Source organism: Gordonia sp. DT219, assembly GCF_049847065.1.
Lineage (GTDB): Bacteria > Actinomycetota > Actinomycetes > Mycobacteriales > Mycobacteriaceae > Gordonia.
This window is the reverse complement of sequence record NZ_JBNCNR010000011.1, coordinates 1-14,376: the sequence shown is the minus strand read 5'-3', so window position 1 is coordinate 14,376 and position 14,376 is coordinate 1. Positions and strand designations below refer to the sequence as shown.

The following is a 14,376-nucleotide window of genomic DNA, read 5'->3' as shown; positions in this document are numbered from 1 at the left end:
TCGCGCCCCGACCGAATCGGTGGCCCGCTTTGCGGGACTGCCCGCGGACCGAACCGCGGCGAAGCTTCGACTACTTTCTCCTGCCGTATCGGTAAACGCGCTGAAAGAGAGCCCCGACACGATGGCACCCTGGCCCTTCCACGTACTCGCCATCGCAATGACCGTCTCGGGTTGAATGGCAAACCGCTGCGGCTGCCCCGGCGGGACCTGAGTGGGTGCCGGTTCCGCCGACCTTGGCATTGTGGTGGCCGCCCCACTCTGGGACATCCCTGGACTCGGGGCGGTTGTCGTTCCAGTCGTTGGAGATGTCAACCCGGCTCCTTTTGCATTTTGTCTGTTTTGTACTTTCCACCAACCTAGCGTCCCATCTCACGTCGTCGGCCAGAGCACCCCAGAAGACTCTTCGCCCCTCACCCGGCGCGGAGAGCGACGAGGATGAAATGCGGCACCACCGGTCGCGCGAAGTGCCGGTGAGGCAGCCATCGCGCACTTATTCTGCACATATGCGCGAATGGCCATGGACGGGGCGCGGTCCAGAACTTCGGCGTATTCGGCGAGAACTCACCCGAGACCCGCCGGGCGCGGTCATGGTCAGCGGCGCCGGCGGCGTCGGCAAGACACGACTTGCCCGGGAAGCCGTCTCCGGCCTGAACGTTCCCGTCTTCTGGGTGGGCGGAACGGGGTCGACCCAACAGATCCCGCTCGGCGCGTTCGCGCCATGGATCGACGACGCCATCGTCGATCCGCTCCGCCGGATCACCGCGCTCCTCGGCACCCTGTCGGCCGCACCGGCGCAGGTAGTCGTCGTCGACGACGTCGACCACCTCGACGAACAGTCACTGTTCGTGGTGCACCGCCTGCTCGCGATCCCCGCGGTCGGCCTGCTGATCACCACCCGCGGCGACGCGGCGGCGTCCACGCGAACCGCCGATCTGCTGCGCGACGGCACGATCGTCGACCTCGAGCTGGCCCCGCTGGGCCGCGCGGACGTATCCGCCCTCATGCGCTGGCGGCTCGGAGCGCCCATCGCGGTCCCGTTGGCGCAGCAGCTGTGGACGATGACCCGGGGCAACCCGTTCTTCCTCGTCACCGTGTGCGATACGAATCTCGACACCGGCCGCATGGTGCTCCGCGAGGGTCGGTGGACCGCCGACGGCCCGCCCGAACTGCCCGGCACCCTGGCCGGGGTACTCGACGCCCGGCTGCGCGCCGTCGGTGACGGGGTCGCCGACGTGGTGAATCTGGTGGCGCTCGCCGAACCCCTCGAACTCGGCGTGCTGTCGGACCTGTGCGCACCGACCGACGTGGAGGCCGCCGAGACCGCCGGCTTCATCGCCATCGAGTCCATCGACGCCTACGGTCGCGGGGCCGTCGACACCGCGCACGTGACTCTCACCCACCCGCTGTATGGGGAGGCGCGGATGGCCACGGTCAGCCGAGTTCGGCTGAACCGGTTGCGCACCAACCTCATTCAGCGCCTCGCAGCCGATCCCGCCGTCGACGCGCAGTCACGGGTGCAACGTGGGCTGCTCGCACTCGACGCCACCCGATCCCTCCCGCAGCGCGCCCCACTCCTCCTCGACGGCGCCGAGGCAGCACTTCATCTGCTCCACCTCCCACTCGCACGGGATCTCAGTGCGGCCGCCGTCGAGGGCTCCTGCGGCCTGCCCGCACTCATCCTGCACGCGTATACCCTCTCGCTGTCCGGCCTGGGCACCGAGGCAGAAACGTTGTTGTCGACCACCCTCGCCGACGTCGACCACGAGATCGACCAGGACGTCCGCGACACCATCGGCTTCATCCGGGCGGCCACCCAGTTCTGGTGTCTGGACGACGCGGACGGGGCCCGTGAGGTGATCGACGCGTCCGGCGTGAGTCTGCCGGTCCGGCAACTGTGGAGCGGTCTCATCGCGGCCACCGCCGGGTATCCCGCAGAGGCGCTGGCACTCGCCGACCACCGCGAACCGGCGGACCCGTCGAAACCCTTGCCCACGATCTTCGGCATCTGGGGCGCCATCGCCGCACTCGCCGACACCGGCCGGGTGACCGACATGAACGAGGTGGCGAAGTCCGGCTACCAGATCGCCGACACCTTCCCCGCCGCCGCGTATCACCGTGCCGAGCTGAGCTACATGCACGCATTCTTCTGTGCACTGTGCGGCGATCTCGACACCATCGACGGACTGACCGCCGAGTTGATGACGGTGACCGAGGACGTCGGTGGCATCGCGGTGTTCTGGGCCTGGGGAGTCCGGGGTCTGGCGGCGGTGGCCCACGGCGACGCCGCGGACGCGGCCGCCACCCTCGATGCCACCCTCGACGAGATGCGGTCGGCGCAGGCGGCCCAGTTCATGCGCCGGCCATTCGAGGTCGAACGCGCCCAGGCAGCCGCACTGGCCGGCGACGCCGAAACCCTCACCACCCTGCTCGCCGACCTGCCGAACCCGCCGACCGGGGCGCTCGGCTATGCCCGCACCCGGATCTCGTTGCTGCACGCCTGGTCTTCGGCGATCGGCGGATCGCTGTCCACCGCCATCGACGCGGCGCACCGTGCCGCCGAGTGCGCGCGCGAGCGGGGCCGGCGGGTCAACGAATTACTGGCCCTGCACACCGCCGTCCGCTGGGGCGACACCACGGGACTCGACCGGCTGGGCGAACTGTCCGAACTGCTCACCGAGGTACCTCGCGCACGCAGCGCCGCCACGCACGTCCGAGCCCTGGCCACCCACGACGGTGAGCTGCTGCACGCCGTGGCGCGCGAGTACCTCGGTCTGGGGATGGCCGATCACGCGGTCGACGCGCTCGCCCACGCCGCGATCGTGTTCCGCAACTCCGGCCACACCGGCAAGCGACTCTCGGCCGTCGAGCAGATGACGGCCCGAGCCGACGCCTGCGGGCTTCACACCCCGGCGACCGCAGCAGCCCTCGACACCGTGCCGTTCTCCCCACGACAGCGGGAGATCGTCACCCTCGCACGCCGCGGACTGTCCAATCAGGAGATCGCCCAACAACTTTCACTGTCCACCCGGACCGTCGAAGGTCATCTCTACCGAGCGGGCCTGGTCCTCGGCAGCCCGGTCCGCCCCGGGCATCACTAGCAGTGCACGTTCTGGGGACGGCCGCCGATACGCCGAATCCCCGACCACGTCGAGGTGATCGGGGATTCGGTATGTCAACTGAGTCGCCGCGTCTCAGGCCTGCACGGCCTCCGCGAAGTTGCGGGTGACCTGCGGGTCGACGGGGATACCCGGACCCGTGGTGGTCGAGACGGTGACCTTCTTGACGTAGCGGCCCTTGGCGGCCGACGGCTTGGCGCGCATGATCTCGTCGTAGGCGGCACCATAGTTCTCGGCCAGCTTGGTGGCGTCGAAGGATGCCTTGCCGATGACGAAATGCAGGTTCGCGGCCTTGTCGACGCGGAAGGTGATCTTGCCGCCCTTGATGTCGTTGACAGCCTTGGTCACATCCGGGGTGACGGTGCCGGTCTTGGGGTTCGGCATCAGACCGCGCGGGCCGAGGACACGGGCGATCCGGCCCACCTTGGCCATCTGGTCCGGGGTGGCGATGGCCGCGTCGAAGTCCAGCCAGCCGCCCTGAATCCGCTCGATCAGATCCTCGGCGCCGACCTCGTCGGCGCCGGCGGCGACGGCCTCGGCAGCCTTGTCGCCGGTCGCGAACACGATCACGCGGGCGGTCTTACCGGTCCCGTGCGGCAGGTTGACGGTGCCTCGAACCATCTGGTCCGCCTTACGGGGGTCGACGCCCAGCCGGATCGCCACCTCGACGGTCGCGTCGGTGTTCTTCGACGACGTTTCCTTCGCCAGCTCGGCAGCCTCCAGCGGGCTGTAGAGCTTGGACTTGTCGACCTTCTCGGCCGCGGCCGCGTAGGCCTTGCTCTGCTTGCTCATTGCTCTGTTCTTTCTCCGCCGGTCACTGTGACCCAGATCTGCGGGTTGGTGGTACGGACCGAGCCGGTCCTCCCACGTGGATGATTTGGCTTCAGCCCTCGACCGTGATGCCCATCGACCGCGCAGTGCCTGCGATGATCTTCGCGGCCTGGTCGATGTCGTTGGCGTTCAGGTCTTCCTGCTTGGTCTTGGCGATCTCGCGGACCTGATCCATCGAGACCTTGCCGACCTTGTTCGTATGGGGCTCGCCGGAGCCCTTCTGCAGACCGGCAGCCTTGAGCAGCAGCTTCGCCGCCGGCGGGGTCTTCAACTTGAAGTTGAAGGACCGATCTTCGTATACGAAGATCTCGACCGGGATGACGTTGCCACGCTGCGACTCGGTCGCGGCGTTGTACGCCTTGCAGAATTCCATGATGTTCACGCCGTGCTGACCAAGCGCGGGACCCACGGGCGGAGCCGGGTTGGCCTGGCCTGCCTGGATCTGGAGCTTGATGATCCCGGCGAGCTTCTTCTTCTTGGGAGGCATCTCTTGAGTTCCTTGTTTGTTTTCTTGTTGATCCACGTCCGCTGGAGGCGTGGAAATCTGTGTGTCGGACCGCCGTGTTCAGGGGTCCACGGGGTCGGAGCCCCGGTGTGGCTAGATCTTCTCGACCTGATTGAAGCCGAGTTCGACGGGCGTCTCACGACCGAAGATCGACACGAGCACCTTGACCTTGCGCTGCTCGGCGTTGATCTCCGAGATCGACGCAGGCAGGGTGGCGAACGGGCCGTCCATGACGGTGACCGACTCGCCGACCTCGAAGTCGACGTCGATGGCCGAGGAGACCGCGGCGGCCGCCGCCTCGACGCTCTCGCCGGCCGAGGACGCCTTGGACGGCTTCTTGGCCTCGGTGCGCGGCATCAGGAACTGCAGCACCTCGTTGAGCGACAGCGGCGACGGCTTGGACGTCATCCCGACGAAGCCGGTGACGCCCGGGGTGTTGCGCACCGCGCCCCACGACTCGTCGTTGAGATCCATGCGCACCAGGATGTAGCCGGGCAGCACCTTGCGGTTGACCTTCTTCTGCTGGCCGTTCTTGATCTCGGTGACCTCTTCGGTCGGCACCTCGACCTGGAAGATGTAATCGCCGACGTCGAGGTTCTGCACGCGCGTCTCGAGGTTGGCCTTCACCTTGTTCTCGTAGCCGGCGTAGCTGTGGATGACATACCACTCGCCCGGGGCACGGCGCAGTTGCTTGCGCAGCTCCTCGACGGGGTCGGTCTCCTCGGGCTCGGCGGGAACGTCGGCCGCTTGCTCATGCGCCGCTTCCTCGTCGGCATCGACCGCAGCCTCGCCACCGTCGATGGCAGCCGCCTCGTCCTCGGCAGCCTCGGCCTGGGCCTCGACGCCGGGTTCGTCGGTCTCGTCGACGCCCGCCTCGACGGCAGCGTCATTGACGGCCTCGTCGACGGTGTCGAACTCAGCCGCTTCGGTGTTGTCCGGGGTGCTCACTGCAGCCCACGCTCCTCTTTCTCACAGTTCCGGTCGGGTCTTCACGTCGACCGCCCGGCCGAGTTCTCTACTCGACCGCGCCGGCCCGGTCGCGCCGTCGACCGTTCCGATCACGCCCGGCGACCATTCGGTCGCCCGACTGGCCGGTCGTTCGGCTCACTCGCAGTGAACCGCTAACCGAACAGCCAGAGGACACCCTTGGCAAAGCCGAGGTCGATACCGAACACGAAGGCGGTCACGACGACGACGAACACCAGCACGGCAACCGTGTAGGTGATCATCTCGCGCTGGGTCGGCCAGATGACCTTCTTCAGCTCGGCGACGACCTGCTGCAGGAAAACCCAGATCCGCACGAACGGATTCCGGCTCTCCGCAGAAGACGTCTTCTTCTTCTTGCGTTCCTTGACGGCGACCGCGGTTCCACCTTCGGAAGCCGTGTCGTCGTCGGAGGTGCCTGGGGCAGACGCCGACCGGCGAGCGCGACCCGACCGCTTGCCGGACGGACGGAGCTCGTTGTCCGCGGCCGCCTTGGTGGACGTGTCGCCCGACCCGTCAGCGCCCTTGTTGGACCCGTCAGCGCCCTTGTCCGACCCGTCGGCGCCCATGTCCGACCCGTCGGGGGCATCGGAGACATCGAGCTCATCGACCGCCGACGCGGCGTCCTCCGCAGCGTCTTTGGCGCGGGCGGCTCGATCTCGCTTGCTCAACTTCGAGGTCCTCTCGTCTACGTATGCCCTCATCAGGGCAGGGGCGACAGGACTTGAACCTGCAACCTGCGGTTTTGGAGACCGCTGCTCTGCCAGTTGAGCTACGCCCCTTTGTGGCCGTCGGCGTCCTGCGGACATTTCACGGGACTGTGCCGGCCACCATCTCGATCCACCCTACGGACTGCCGCGCCGACCGTGGCCATCGCAGTTCCTCCGACAAAACCAACGCGCCACCCTATGGGTAGCGCGCAAGTCAAAGTCAATCGAGACACTTCAGTGTAGAACATGGGCCCGACCGAACCCAAAACGGCCTCGGAGCAGCCCGGTCGGGCGTTGATCTGCCGCCGCTCGTCGAGCTCGCACGCGGAGATTCTCATGGCGAGTGCGGCAGACCGGATGACCGGGCACCGGCGGCCTCGTGCCGGCCATGATGGTGCCGGGCCTGTTCGAGCGGCTCGTCCCGGCCGGGCTCCGCGACCCCGATCACCTCGTCGATCAGCTCATCGTCGGCACTCACATCGGTCTTGCGCAACACCGCGACGGTGTACAGCATCAGCCCGATGATCAGCCACACCGACAGCACGATGACCGGGTGCAGGATGTGGTGGCCGCTGAAGAATCCGACGTTGCGCAGGAGGCTACCGGTGGCGCCCGGAGGCAGCAGCTGCCCGATCGTGCCCCAGGGCCGCGGCAGCAGGTCGGGTGAGCTGCTCAGCCCCGACAGCGGGTTGCCCAACACCACGAGAAGGATCGCGGCCACCGCCAATCCCGCTCCGCCCAGCAGGCTGCGCAGGCCGATCACGGTGAACGCGGTGGCGGCGATACCCAGCACACCGGCGAGCACCAGGTACCAGAAGTTCGTGTCGAAGGTGCCGAGCACGTACCGCAGCAGGATGTTCAGCGTGATGCTCGCGACCGCCGCGAACGCAAGTGCCGAGATGACGAGAGTACGTGGCCGACGGATCAGCATCATCAGGGCCACGCCACCGATCCAGCCGCCCAATGCCAGCGGAAGCGCCCCCGCGGCCAGGCCCACACCCTTCGGGTCGCCGGTCCCGAATCCGCGCACGTCGTTGACGTGCAGCGGCTTTCCGAGTTGCGCGGCCACCCCCTGCCCGACTCCCTCGATCAGGGTGGCCACCGTCGGACTCCCGGCCGTGGCCACCAGGACCTCCACCGAATCCGGGGCCACCACCAGGGCGCCCTCGATCTCGCGATCGAGGATCTGCTGCCGGGCCTGCGCCTCGTCGGCGACCGTCATGACGTCGAATGCGCCGGGCTGCCGGGCCTCGAGGCCGTCGGCGATGTGCGCGGTCGCCGCAGGCGAGCCGACCACCGCCAGCGGCACGTCGTTCGGCTTGGCGTGCACACCCGGCAACGCGAAGGCCAGCAACAGGATCGACACGACCGCGGTCAGGCCGAACACCAGGGCGAGCGCCTTGCCTTCTTCCGACTTCTTCACAAAACGGCCCCTTTAAGATACTCGACGTTTCTTATCGAGTGCGATGCTAGTCTCCTCCGGAGAGGAAACGCAACGTTTCTTATCTGCCCATTCGTGCAGCGAAAGAGGTACCGGTGGCGACGACCCGACGCCGTGGCGCCGAACTCGATTCGGCGATCCACGAAGCCGTTGTCGCCGAGCTTCATGACTCCGGCTTCGCCGGTCTCACATTCGAAGCGGTCGCGGCTCGGGCGGGCACGAGCAAGGCCGTGCTGTATCGGCGCTGGGACTCCAAGTTGGAGATGGTGGTCGCCGCCATGGCGAACACCCGGTTCGGGCTCATCCGGGCCGACGACACCGGCACCCTGGCCGGTGATCTCCGCTCCACGATCGGTGACGTGCTCGAGCGATTGAACGATCCCGGCCGCGAAGTCGCGCTCGGAATCCTCGCGGGGGCGGCAGCCGACCCCGATTCCGGCGCGCTGCGAGTCCTGCAGGCCAAGGCCGAGGAGTTGGGCGGCACGATCATCGCGCGAGCACGTGACCGCGGCGAGATCGGCGACGGCGACATCCCGGCCACCGTCGTCACCATGCCGTTCGACCTGGCCCGCTACCGATTCCTCATGGCGGGCACTCTCACGCTCGAATCGATCGCCGACATCGTCGACACCGCAGCCGTGCCGCTGATCGGTCTCTACGCCTCGACGGGACCCACCTGAGCGCGGCCACGTTCGGGGAGCCGAGTTCGAGGCCGCCCCGTCAGTTGAACTGGATGACCGCCTGCGCGCGCCCGAAGATCTTGCGGTCGCCCTGCTTGGCGACGATCGCGATGGTGCCGCGGCGGGTCTGCGGATCGAGCGACTTGATCTTGCCGGTGTAGTCGACGGCCGCGCTGTCGTCGGCGGGCACGTAGACCGGGCTGGTGAAGCGGACGTTGTACTCGCAGAACGCGGCCGGATCCCCGATGTGCTCGGAGATGTAGGTCGCCCCCAAGCCCATGGTCTGCATGCCATGAGCGACAACATCTTCCATGCCCGACGCCTTCACCAGGTGATCGGAGAAGTGGATCGGGTTGGGATCACCGGCGACGCCGGCGTAGTTGGTCAGATTGCCCCGCGTCAGCAAAAACCGCTTGGCGGGCAGTTCCTGACCCACGGTCAACGTGTCGAAGTCGACGGCGCCGAATGCGCCGGAACGCTGCACCGGGTCGGGTAGCTCGTACCGACCGGGATCGGCCTCGACGGTGCGCGCGACGGCGCCGACCCGATCGGTCTTCATCATCACGTGGTCCAGCGACTGCGCCTGCGACGGATCGATCTCCATCCCCGGACGCGCGGCCAGCGAGGTGTAGGTCGTCATGACCGGCTCGTCGTGCTGATTCCAGATGATGTTCTTGGTCACCATCAAGTCGATCATCTCCGGGCTGGTGACATGCCGGAACGATTCCAGCGACACATCGCAGACCAGCTGGTCGCCGACCTTCATCGGCTGGTGGTAGATCAGCCGCTGATCGGTTTGCATGATCTGCCACAGGTCGTAGCCGGTGACGACGTCGGTGAAGAGCTTGCGCTGAGCGGCGATCCCGAGCACCGATACGTAGGTGGGCGCCGCGATGAGGGTGTCGTGACCGAATGTGCGTGCCTCGGCCTCGTCCCAATGCGTCGGATGCGGATCCTGCACGGCCAGGGCGTGCTTGCGGATCTCTTCGCGGCCGATCTCGTAGTAGTCGTCGACGGTGTAGCCGAAGCCGACGAGGGACTTGGAGTGCTCGGCGATCTCCTCCGGGCTGAGCTTCGCATCGGCCGAGCGCGCCGGCGCCCGGCCGTTGATCTCGACGTCATTGATCTGTGCGGGCATTCGCTTCGCTCCTTACCTGGCCAGGTCCCGATGGGCGGAAATCAAGTGGGATCCACGACTTTGTTCACGTTGTGCGAGGCGCTTCACACACACGCCCCGAATACGACTGCGGACCGCCTCACCGAGGCGGTCCGCAGGATGTTTCATGTCGGGAAACGCTGACATGTCGTCAGCGTGACTCCTTGTGTGCCTGATGCTTGCCGCAGTTCGGGCAGAACTTCTTGATCTCGAGGCGGTCGGGATCGTTGCGACGGTTCTTCTTGGTGATGTAGTTGCGGTGCTTGCACACCTCGCAGGCCAAGGTGATCTTGGGCCGCACATCGGTTGAGGAAGCCACTGTAGTCCTTCTTTCACGGGTGGTGCATTTGTCGGCGCTCGCGTCCCGTGTCCCCGGGCCGCCGCGGGCGCTGCAGTTGTGTAGCGGTGGAGGGACTCGATCCCTCGACCTCACGATTATGAGTCGTGCGCTCTAACCAGCTGAGCTACACCGCCTTGACGGCCTGAACACCCGCGAGGGCGATCCAGTCGTTCCGAGCCCCCTGACGGAATCGAACCGTCGACCTTTTCCTTACCATGGAAACGCTCTACCGACTGAGCTAAGGGGGCGTACCCGGGCCGCCGCATCGTGCTGATGCGGACCGCTCGAGAGCCTTAACGAGGTTACACACCGATTCGACGGCGCGCCAAATCGCCTGTTACCGACGACCTGAAGGCGCGTCGCAACGACGAGCTCCTCGTTGTGGCAGGTATAGGATTCGAACCTATGTAGCTTGCGCGACGGATTTACAGTCCGCTCCCTTTGGCCGCTCGGGCAACCTGCCGTGCCGCTCCCGCAGGCCGTCTCCGTCCGCGTGAACAACGCCGTGAAGAATACAACGACTACCGCTGGTCAACGCAAACCGGCAGGTCAGCGATTCGCCCTTCCCCGCCCCACCGACAGCGCCCGCCACTCGGTCACACGCGCCCTCTACCCTGTACCCCATGGCTGATTCATCGTTCGATGTCGTGAGCAAGGTCGACCGTCAAGAGGTCGACAACGCCCTCAACCAGGCCGCCAAGGAACTCTCGCAGCGCTACGACTTCCGGGGTACCGGCACGGGCATCGAGTGGTCCGGCGAGGAGGCGATCGTCATCACCTCCGACGCACAGGAACGCGCCGAGGCCGGCCTCGAGGTGTTCAAGGAGAAGCTGATCCGCCGCGACATCTCCCTCAAGGCGTTCGACGCCGACGAGCCCGCGGCGTCGGGCAAGCAGTTCAAGATCACCGGCAAGATCGTGCAGGGCATCGACTCCGAGCACGCCAAGAAGATCTCCAAGAAGATCCGCGACGAGGGCCCCAAGGGCGTCAAGGCGCAGATCCAGGGCGAGGAACTGCGGGTCTCCAGCAAGAAGCGCGACGACCTGCAGGCCGTCATCGCCCTGCTCAAGGGCGAGGACTTCGGGATCGCGCTGCAGTTCGTCAACTACCGGTAGGCACCCGCGCGGCGTTCCCGCTCACTCATCTGCTTCCCGCTCAGCGATCTCGCTGAGCGGGAAGTAAATAGCTGAGCGGGAACGTCACTGCCCGGTCCCGCGGCGGGCCATCTCCTGCAGTCGGGCGATGCGTTCGGGCGTCGGCGGGTGCGTCGAAAACAGTTTGGCCATCCGGTCGGTGGCGCGGAACGGATTCTCGATCATCGCGTGACTCTGTGCGGCGATGTCGGGTTGCGGGGGTAGTGGCGCGGCCTGGATACCACCGGAGATCTTGGCCAGCGCCGACGCCAGGGCCAGCGGATCGCCGGTGAGTTCGGCCCCCGAGGCGTCGGCCTGATATTCGCGTGAGCGTGAGACGGCCAGCTTGATCACCGTCGACGCGATCGGCGCGACGAAGGCGACGACCAGCATCAACAGTGGATTCGAGTTGTTGCGGTTGCCGCCGAAGAAGAGCGCGAAGTTCGCCAGCCCGCTGATGATCGCGGCCATCGCGCCGGCGATCGAGCTGATCAGGATGTCGCGGTTGTACACGTGCGACAGTTCGTGACCGAGCACCGCCCGCAGCTCGCGCTCATCGAGCAGCTGCAGGATTCCGGCGGTACAGCAGACCGCCGCGTTCTTCGGGTTGCGGCCGGTGGCAAAGGCATTCGGCGATTCGGTCGGACTGATGTAGAGCGCAGGCATGGGCTGACGGGCCTGCGTCGCCAGCTCGCGGACGATGCGGTAGAGCACCGGCGCCTCCACCTCGGTCACCGGCTGGGCGTGCATCGCCTTCAGCGACATCTTGGCACTGTTGAAGTACACGTATGCGTTGACCGCGATCGCGACGATCACCGAACCCCACAGGATGACGGGGTTGCGGAACGCCGCGCCGATGCCGACGATGATCGCCGACATCACGCCCAGCAGGGCCGCGGTCTTCAGTCCGTTGAAATGCATCAGTTCCTCGATCGACCTCACGACATCACGTCCGGTCCTGGCAGATTGCCAGGCGACGATGCCCCTGTCGACCCGGAAACGATCGGGCGGCCGGTTCGGTTTCCGGCCGGTCCGGACGTGCCCGCGCTAACCCGTCCGGTCGACGGTGTAGCCGACCAGCGAGCGCAGCGCTCCGTGCGCCGGGCCGGTCGGCAGCTGCGCGAGCTCGGCGCGCGCCTGCTCGGCGAACTCGGTCAGCTTGTCCTTCGCCTGCGCCATGCCCCCGGACGCGTTGAGCAGATCCAGCGCTTCGGCGACCTCGGCGTCGTCGGTGAGCGGACGCGCCTTTCCGCCCTCGGTGAGCAGGAGCGCTCCCAGTCGATCCGACGACGCGTCCTCCTCGGCCAGCGCGTACAGCACCGGCAACGTGTGCACACCCTCACGCAGGTCGGTACCGGGCGTCTTACCGGAATCGCCTGTGACAGAGCTGATGTCGATGATGTCGTCGGACACCTGGAATGCGGTGCCGACGATGTCGCCGATCCGGGAGAGCCGGTCGGTGTCGGTTGCCGACGCCCCGGCGGCCATCGCCCCGAAGCGTCCCGCAGCCGCGATCAGCGACCCCGTCTTCTCCCACACCACCTTCAGGTAGTGATCGATCGGGTCGACGCCGGCGGCCGCCCCGACCGTCTCGCGCATCTGCCCGGTGACGAGCTCGGCGAACGTCTCGGCGATGATGCGCACCGCGTCGGGGCCCAGTGTCGACACCAGTCGCGACGCCCGCGCGAACAGGAAGTCGCCGGAGAGAATCGCGATGCTGTTGGACCAGCGGGCGTTGGCGCTCTGCGCACCCCGGCGCATCGGCGCCTCGTCCATCACGTCGTCGTGATAGAGCGTCGCCAGATGGATCATCTCGACGACGGTCGCCGACGTGATCACCTCGTCGGCGCCGGGATTCTCACCGAACTGTGCGGCCAGGATGGCGAACATCGGCCGGAACCGCTTGCCGCCGGCCCGCGCGAGGTGGCTGGCGGCCTCGGTCATCACATCGTCGCCGGAGATCAGCTCGGTGAGGAGGAGATCTTCGACCCGCGCCAACGATGATCGGACGGTTTCTGCGAACTCATCGGTGCCGAGGTCTACGCCGGCGAAAATCGACTTCACGTGTTTGGCCGCTCCGTTTCGAGAAGGGTCAAGGTCATCCCGCGCCGCCGGAGGCGCCACGACACGACACTGCTTCTGTGCAGCCTAGCGTCTGGGCACCGCACTGCCCGGACAGCATCGCCGTACGCGTCGCCGACATACTGGTCGGGTGAGCAGCGACCAGCCCCGCGGCGAGATCCCCGAGTCCACCGACGTGTTGGTGGTCGGCGCGGGCCCGGGCGGGTCGGCGGCCGCTGCCTACGCCGCATCGGCCGGCCGTCAGGCGGTTCTCGCCGACGCGGCGGTGTTTCCGCGCGACAAGACGTGCGGCGACGGGCTGACCCCGCGCGCCGTCGCCGAGCTCGACCGACTCGGCCTCGGCCACCTGCTCGACGGGCGGCCCCGCCTCGACGGCCTCGACCTCAACGGCTGGGGACGGTCGGTGTACGTGCCGTGGCCGTCCGGGCGTTTCCCGGCCTACGGCAGCGCGGTCGCGCGCCTCGAACTCGACGACGCCATCCGGCGCCTCGCCGTCGAACGCGGCGCACAGATGCTGGGCGGCGTCAAGGCCGTCGACGTCGAAATGGATGGCGCGGCAATCGGTTCGGTTCTCCTCGACGACGGCCACGGCGTGCGCCCGATCCGCGTCGGCCAGGTCATCGTCGCCGACGGCGTGCGGTCCGGGCTGGGCAAGGTTCTCGGCCGAAAGTGGCACCGCGACACCGCATACGGAGTCGCCGCCCGCGCCTACGTGCCGTCGGCGCGCGCCGACGCCCGCCTGATGGGCTCCCATCTCGAACTGCGCCGCCCCGACGGCGAATTGCTGCCGGGCTACGGGTGGGTGTTCCCGCTCGGCACAGTCGATTCCGGCCCGCTCGCCGGCCTTGACCGCGCCGCAGGCGACGGCCTGCTCAACGTCGGCGTCGGCGCGCTCGCGACATCAAAACGTCCGGCGCACATGGCACTTCGCCCGATTCTCGAGCACTACGCGCGCATGGTCGCCGACGAGTGGCAGATCAGCGGACCGCCCGTGCGCATCGCATCGGCGCTGCTGCCGATGGGCGGTGCCGTCAGCAATGTCGCCGGCCGCAACTGGATGCTCATCGGCGACGCCGCGGCGTGTGTGAATCCGCTCAACGGCGAGGGCATCGACTACGCGCTGGAGACCGCGCGCCTGGCCGTCGAGCGACTCGGCGCCGACGACCACACCGACGCCTGGCCCGGCCTGCTCGCCGAGCACTACGGGCTCGCCTTCTCCGCCGCCCGACGCCTCGCCGGGCTGCTCACCATGCCCCAGACCGTGCCCGCGCTCGGCCGCCCGGGCATTCGGTCGGCGCGGCTGATGTCGGTGGTGGTGCGCGTGATGGGCAACCTCATCACCGCCGACGACGCCGACCTCGTCGCCCGCGCATGGCGTTCGGCCGGGCGGGTCTCCAC

General features: G+C 67.4%; 13 protein-coding genes and 4 tRNA genes. 4 read left to right on the top strand and 13 right to left on the bottom strand.

Features of this window, described 5'->3' with window-relative positions; all coding sequences use genetic code 11:
• The first annotated feature begins 503 nt into the window (after positions 1 to 503).
• Positions 504 to 3,098: a helix-turn-helix transcriptional regulator gene (locus ACPXB3_RS14080; protein ID WP_425727988.1), complete on the top strand. Its 2,595-nt coding sequence runs from the start codon at positions 504 to 506 to the stop codon at positions 3,096 to 3,098.
• A 93-nt stretch (positions 3,099 to 3,191) separates the two neighbouring features.
• Here ACPXB3_RS14080 and rplA read toward each other — a convergent pair whose 3' ends face one another.
• The 6 genes from rplA to ACPXB3_RS14050 form a co-directional block, all read right to left on the bottom strand.
• A complete protein-coding gene (gene rplA / locus ACPXB3_RS14075) occupies positions 3,192 to 3,908 on the bottom strand; it encodes a 50S ribosomal protein L1 (protein WP_425704932.1) in 717 nt (238 codons plus the stop codon).
• 91 nt (positions 3,909 to 3,999) lie between these two features.
• On the bottom strand, positions 4,000 to 4,434 hold the full coding sequence (gene rplK, locus ACPXB3_RS14070; protein WP_425704933.1) for a 50S ribosomal protein L11: 435 nt from the start codon (positions 4,432 to 4,434) through the stop codon (positions 4,000 to 4,002).
• Positions 4,435 to 4,545: 111 nt separating this feature from the next.
• Entirely contained in the window at positions 4,546 to 5,400 is an 855-nt protein-coding gene (gene nusG, locus ACPXB3_RS14065; protein ID WP_425704934.1) for a transcription termination/antitermination protein NusG, read from the bottom strand.
• A gap of 173 nt (positions 5,401 to 5,573) precedes the next feature.
• Entirely contained in the window at positions 5,574 to 6,107 is a 534-nt protein-coding gene (gene secE / locus ACPXB3_RS14060) for a preprotein translocase subunit SecE (protein WP_425727986.1), read from the bottom strand.
• A 38-nt stretch (positions 6,108 to 6,145) separates the two neighbouring features.
• Positions 6,146 to 6,218, bottom strand: a tRNA-Trp gene (locus ACPXB3_RS14055).
• A gap of 262 nt (positions 6,219 to 6,480) precedes the next feature.
• On the bottom strand, positions 6,481 to 7,569 hold the full coding sequence (locus ACPXB3_RS14050; protein ID WP_425727984.1) for an ABC transporter permease: 1,089 nt from the start codon (positions 7,567 to 7,569) through the stop codon (positions 6,481 to 6,483).
• Positions 7,570 to 7,682: 113 nt separating this feature from the next.
• On the opposite strand from ACPXB3_RS14050, the gene ACPXB3_RS14045 reads away from it, so the two are divergent.
• A complete protein-coding gene (locus ACPXB3_RS14045; protein ID WP_425704937.1) occupies positions 7,683 to 8,267 on the top strand; it encodes a TetR/AcrR family transcriptional regulator in 585 nt (194 codons plus the stop codon).
• A gap of 40 nt (positions 8,268 to 8,307) precedes the next feature.
• Here the strand turns inward: ACPXB3_RS14045 and ACPXB3_RS14040 are convergent, their stop codons facing one another.
• From ACPXB3_RS14040 to ACPXB3_RS14020, 5 genes are all read right to left on the bottom strand, one after another.
• Positions 8,308 to 9,405 (bottom strand): fused (3R)-hydroxyacyl-ACP dehydratase subunits HadA/HadB, encoded by a 1,098-nt coding sequence (locus ACPXB3_RS14040; protein WP_425727982.1) that lies wholly within the window; start codon positions 9,403 to 9,405, stop codon positions 8,308 to 8,310.
• 169 nt (positions 9,406 to 9,574) lie between these two features.
• Entirely contained in the window at positions 9,575 to 9,742 is a 168-nt protein-coding gene (gene rpmG / locus ACPXB3_RS14035; protein ID WP_003929651.1) for a 50S ribosomal protein L33, read from the bottom strand.
• 81 nt (positions 9,743 to 9,823) lie between these two features.
• A tRNA-Met gene (locus ACPXB3_RS14030) sits at positions 9,824 to 9,897 on the bottom strand.
• Positions 9,898 to 9,938: 41 nt separating this feature from the next.
• Positions 9,939 to 10,011 (bottom strand) — tRNA-Thr (locus ACPXB3_RS14025).
• 134 nt (positions 10,012 to 10,145) lie between these two features.
• Positions 10,146 to 10,226, bottom strand: a tRNA-Tyr gene (locus tag ACPXB3_RS14020).
• A gap of 160 nt (positions 10,227 to 10,386) precedes the next feature.
• On the opposite strand from ACPXB3_RS14020, the gene ACPXB3_RS14015 reads away from it, so the two are divergent.
• The gene (locus ACPXB3_RS14015) at positions 10,387 to 10,878 is read left to right on the top strand and encodes a YajQ family cyclic di-GMP-binding protein (protein WP_425704939.1); all 492 of its coding nucleotides are present in this window, start codon (positions 10,387 to 10,389) and stop codon (positions 10,876 to 10,878) included.
• Between the two features lie 84 nt (positions 10,879 to 10,962).
• On the opposite strand, the gene htpX is transcribed toward ACPXB3_RS14015, so the two are convergent.
• Both htpX and ACPXB3_RS14005 read right to left on the bottom strand, forming a co-directional pair.
• Positions 10,963 to 11,817, bottom strand: a complete 855-nt coding sequence (gene htpX / locus ACPXB3_RS14010; protein WP_425705002.1) for a zinc metalloprotease HtpX — start codon at positions 11,815 to 11,817, stop codon at positions 10,963 to 10,965.
• Between the two features lie 126 nt (positions 11,818 to 11,943).
• On the bottom strand, positions 11,944 to 12,960 hold the full coding sequence (locus ACPXB3_RS14005; RefSeq protein ID WP_425727980.1) for a polyprenyl synthetase family protein: 1,017 nt from the start codon (positions 12,958 to 12,960) through the stop codon (positions 11,944 to 11,946).
• Positions 12,961 to 13,108: 148 nt separating this feature from the next.
• Here ACPXB3_RS14005 and ACPXB3_RS14000 point away from each other — a divergent pair.
• Positions 13,109 to 14,376 (top strand): geranylgeranyl reductase family protein (locus ACPXB3_RS14000; protein WP_425727978.1); only part of this gene is annotated, 1,268 nt, incomplete at its 3' end.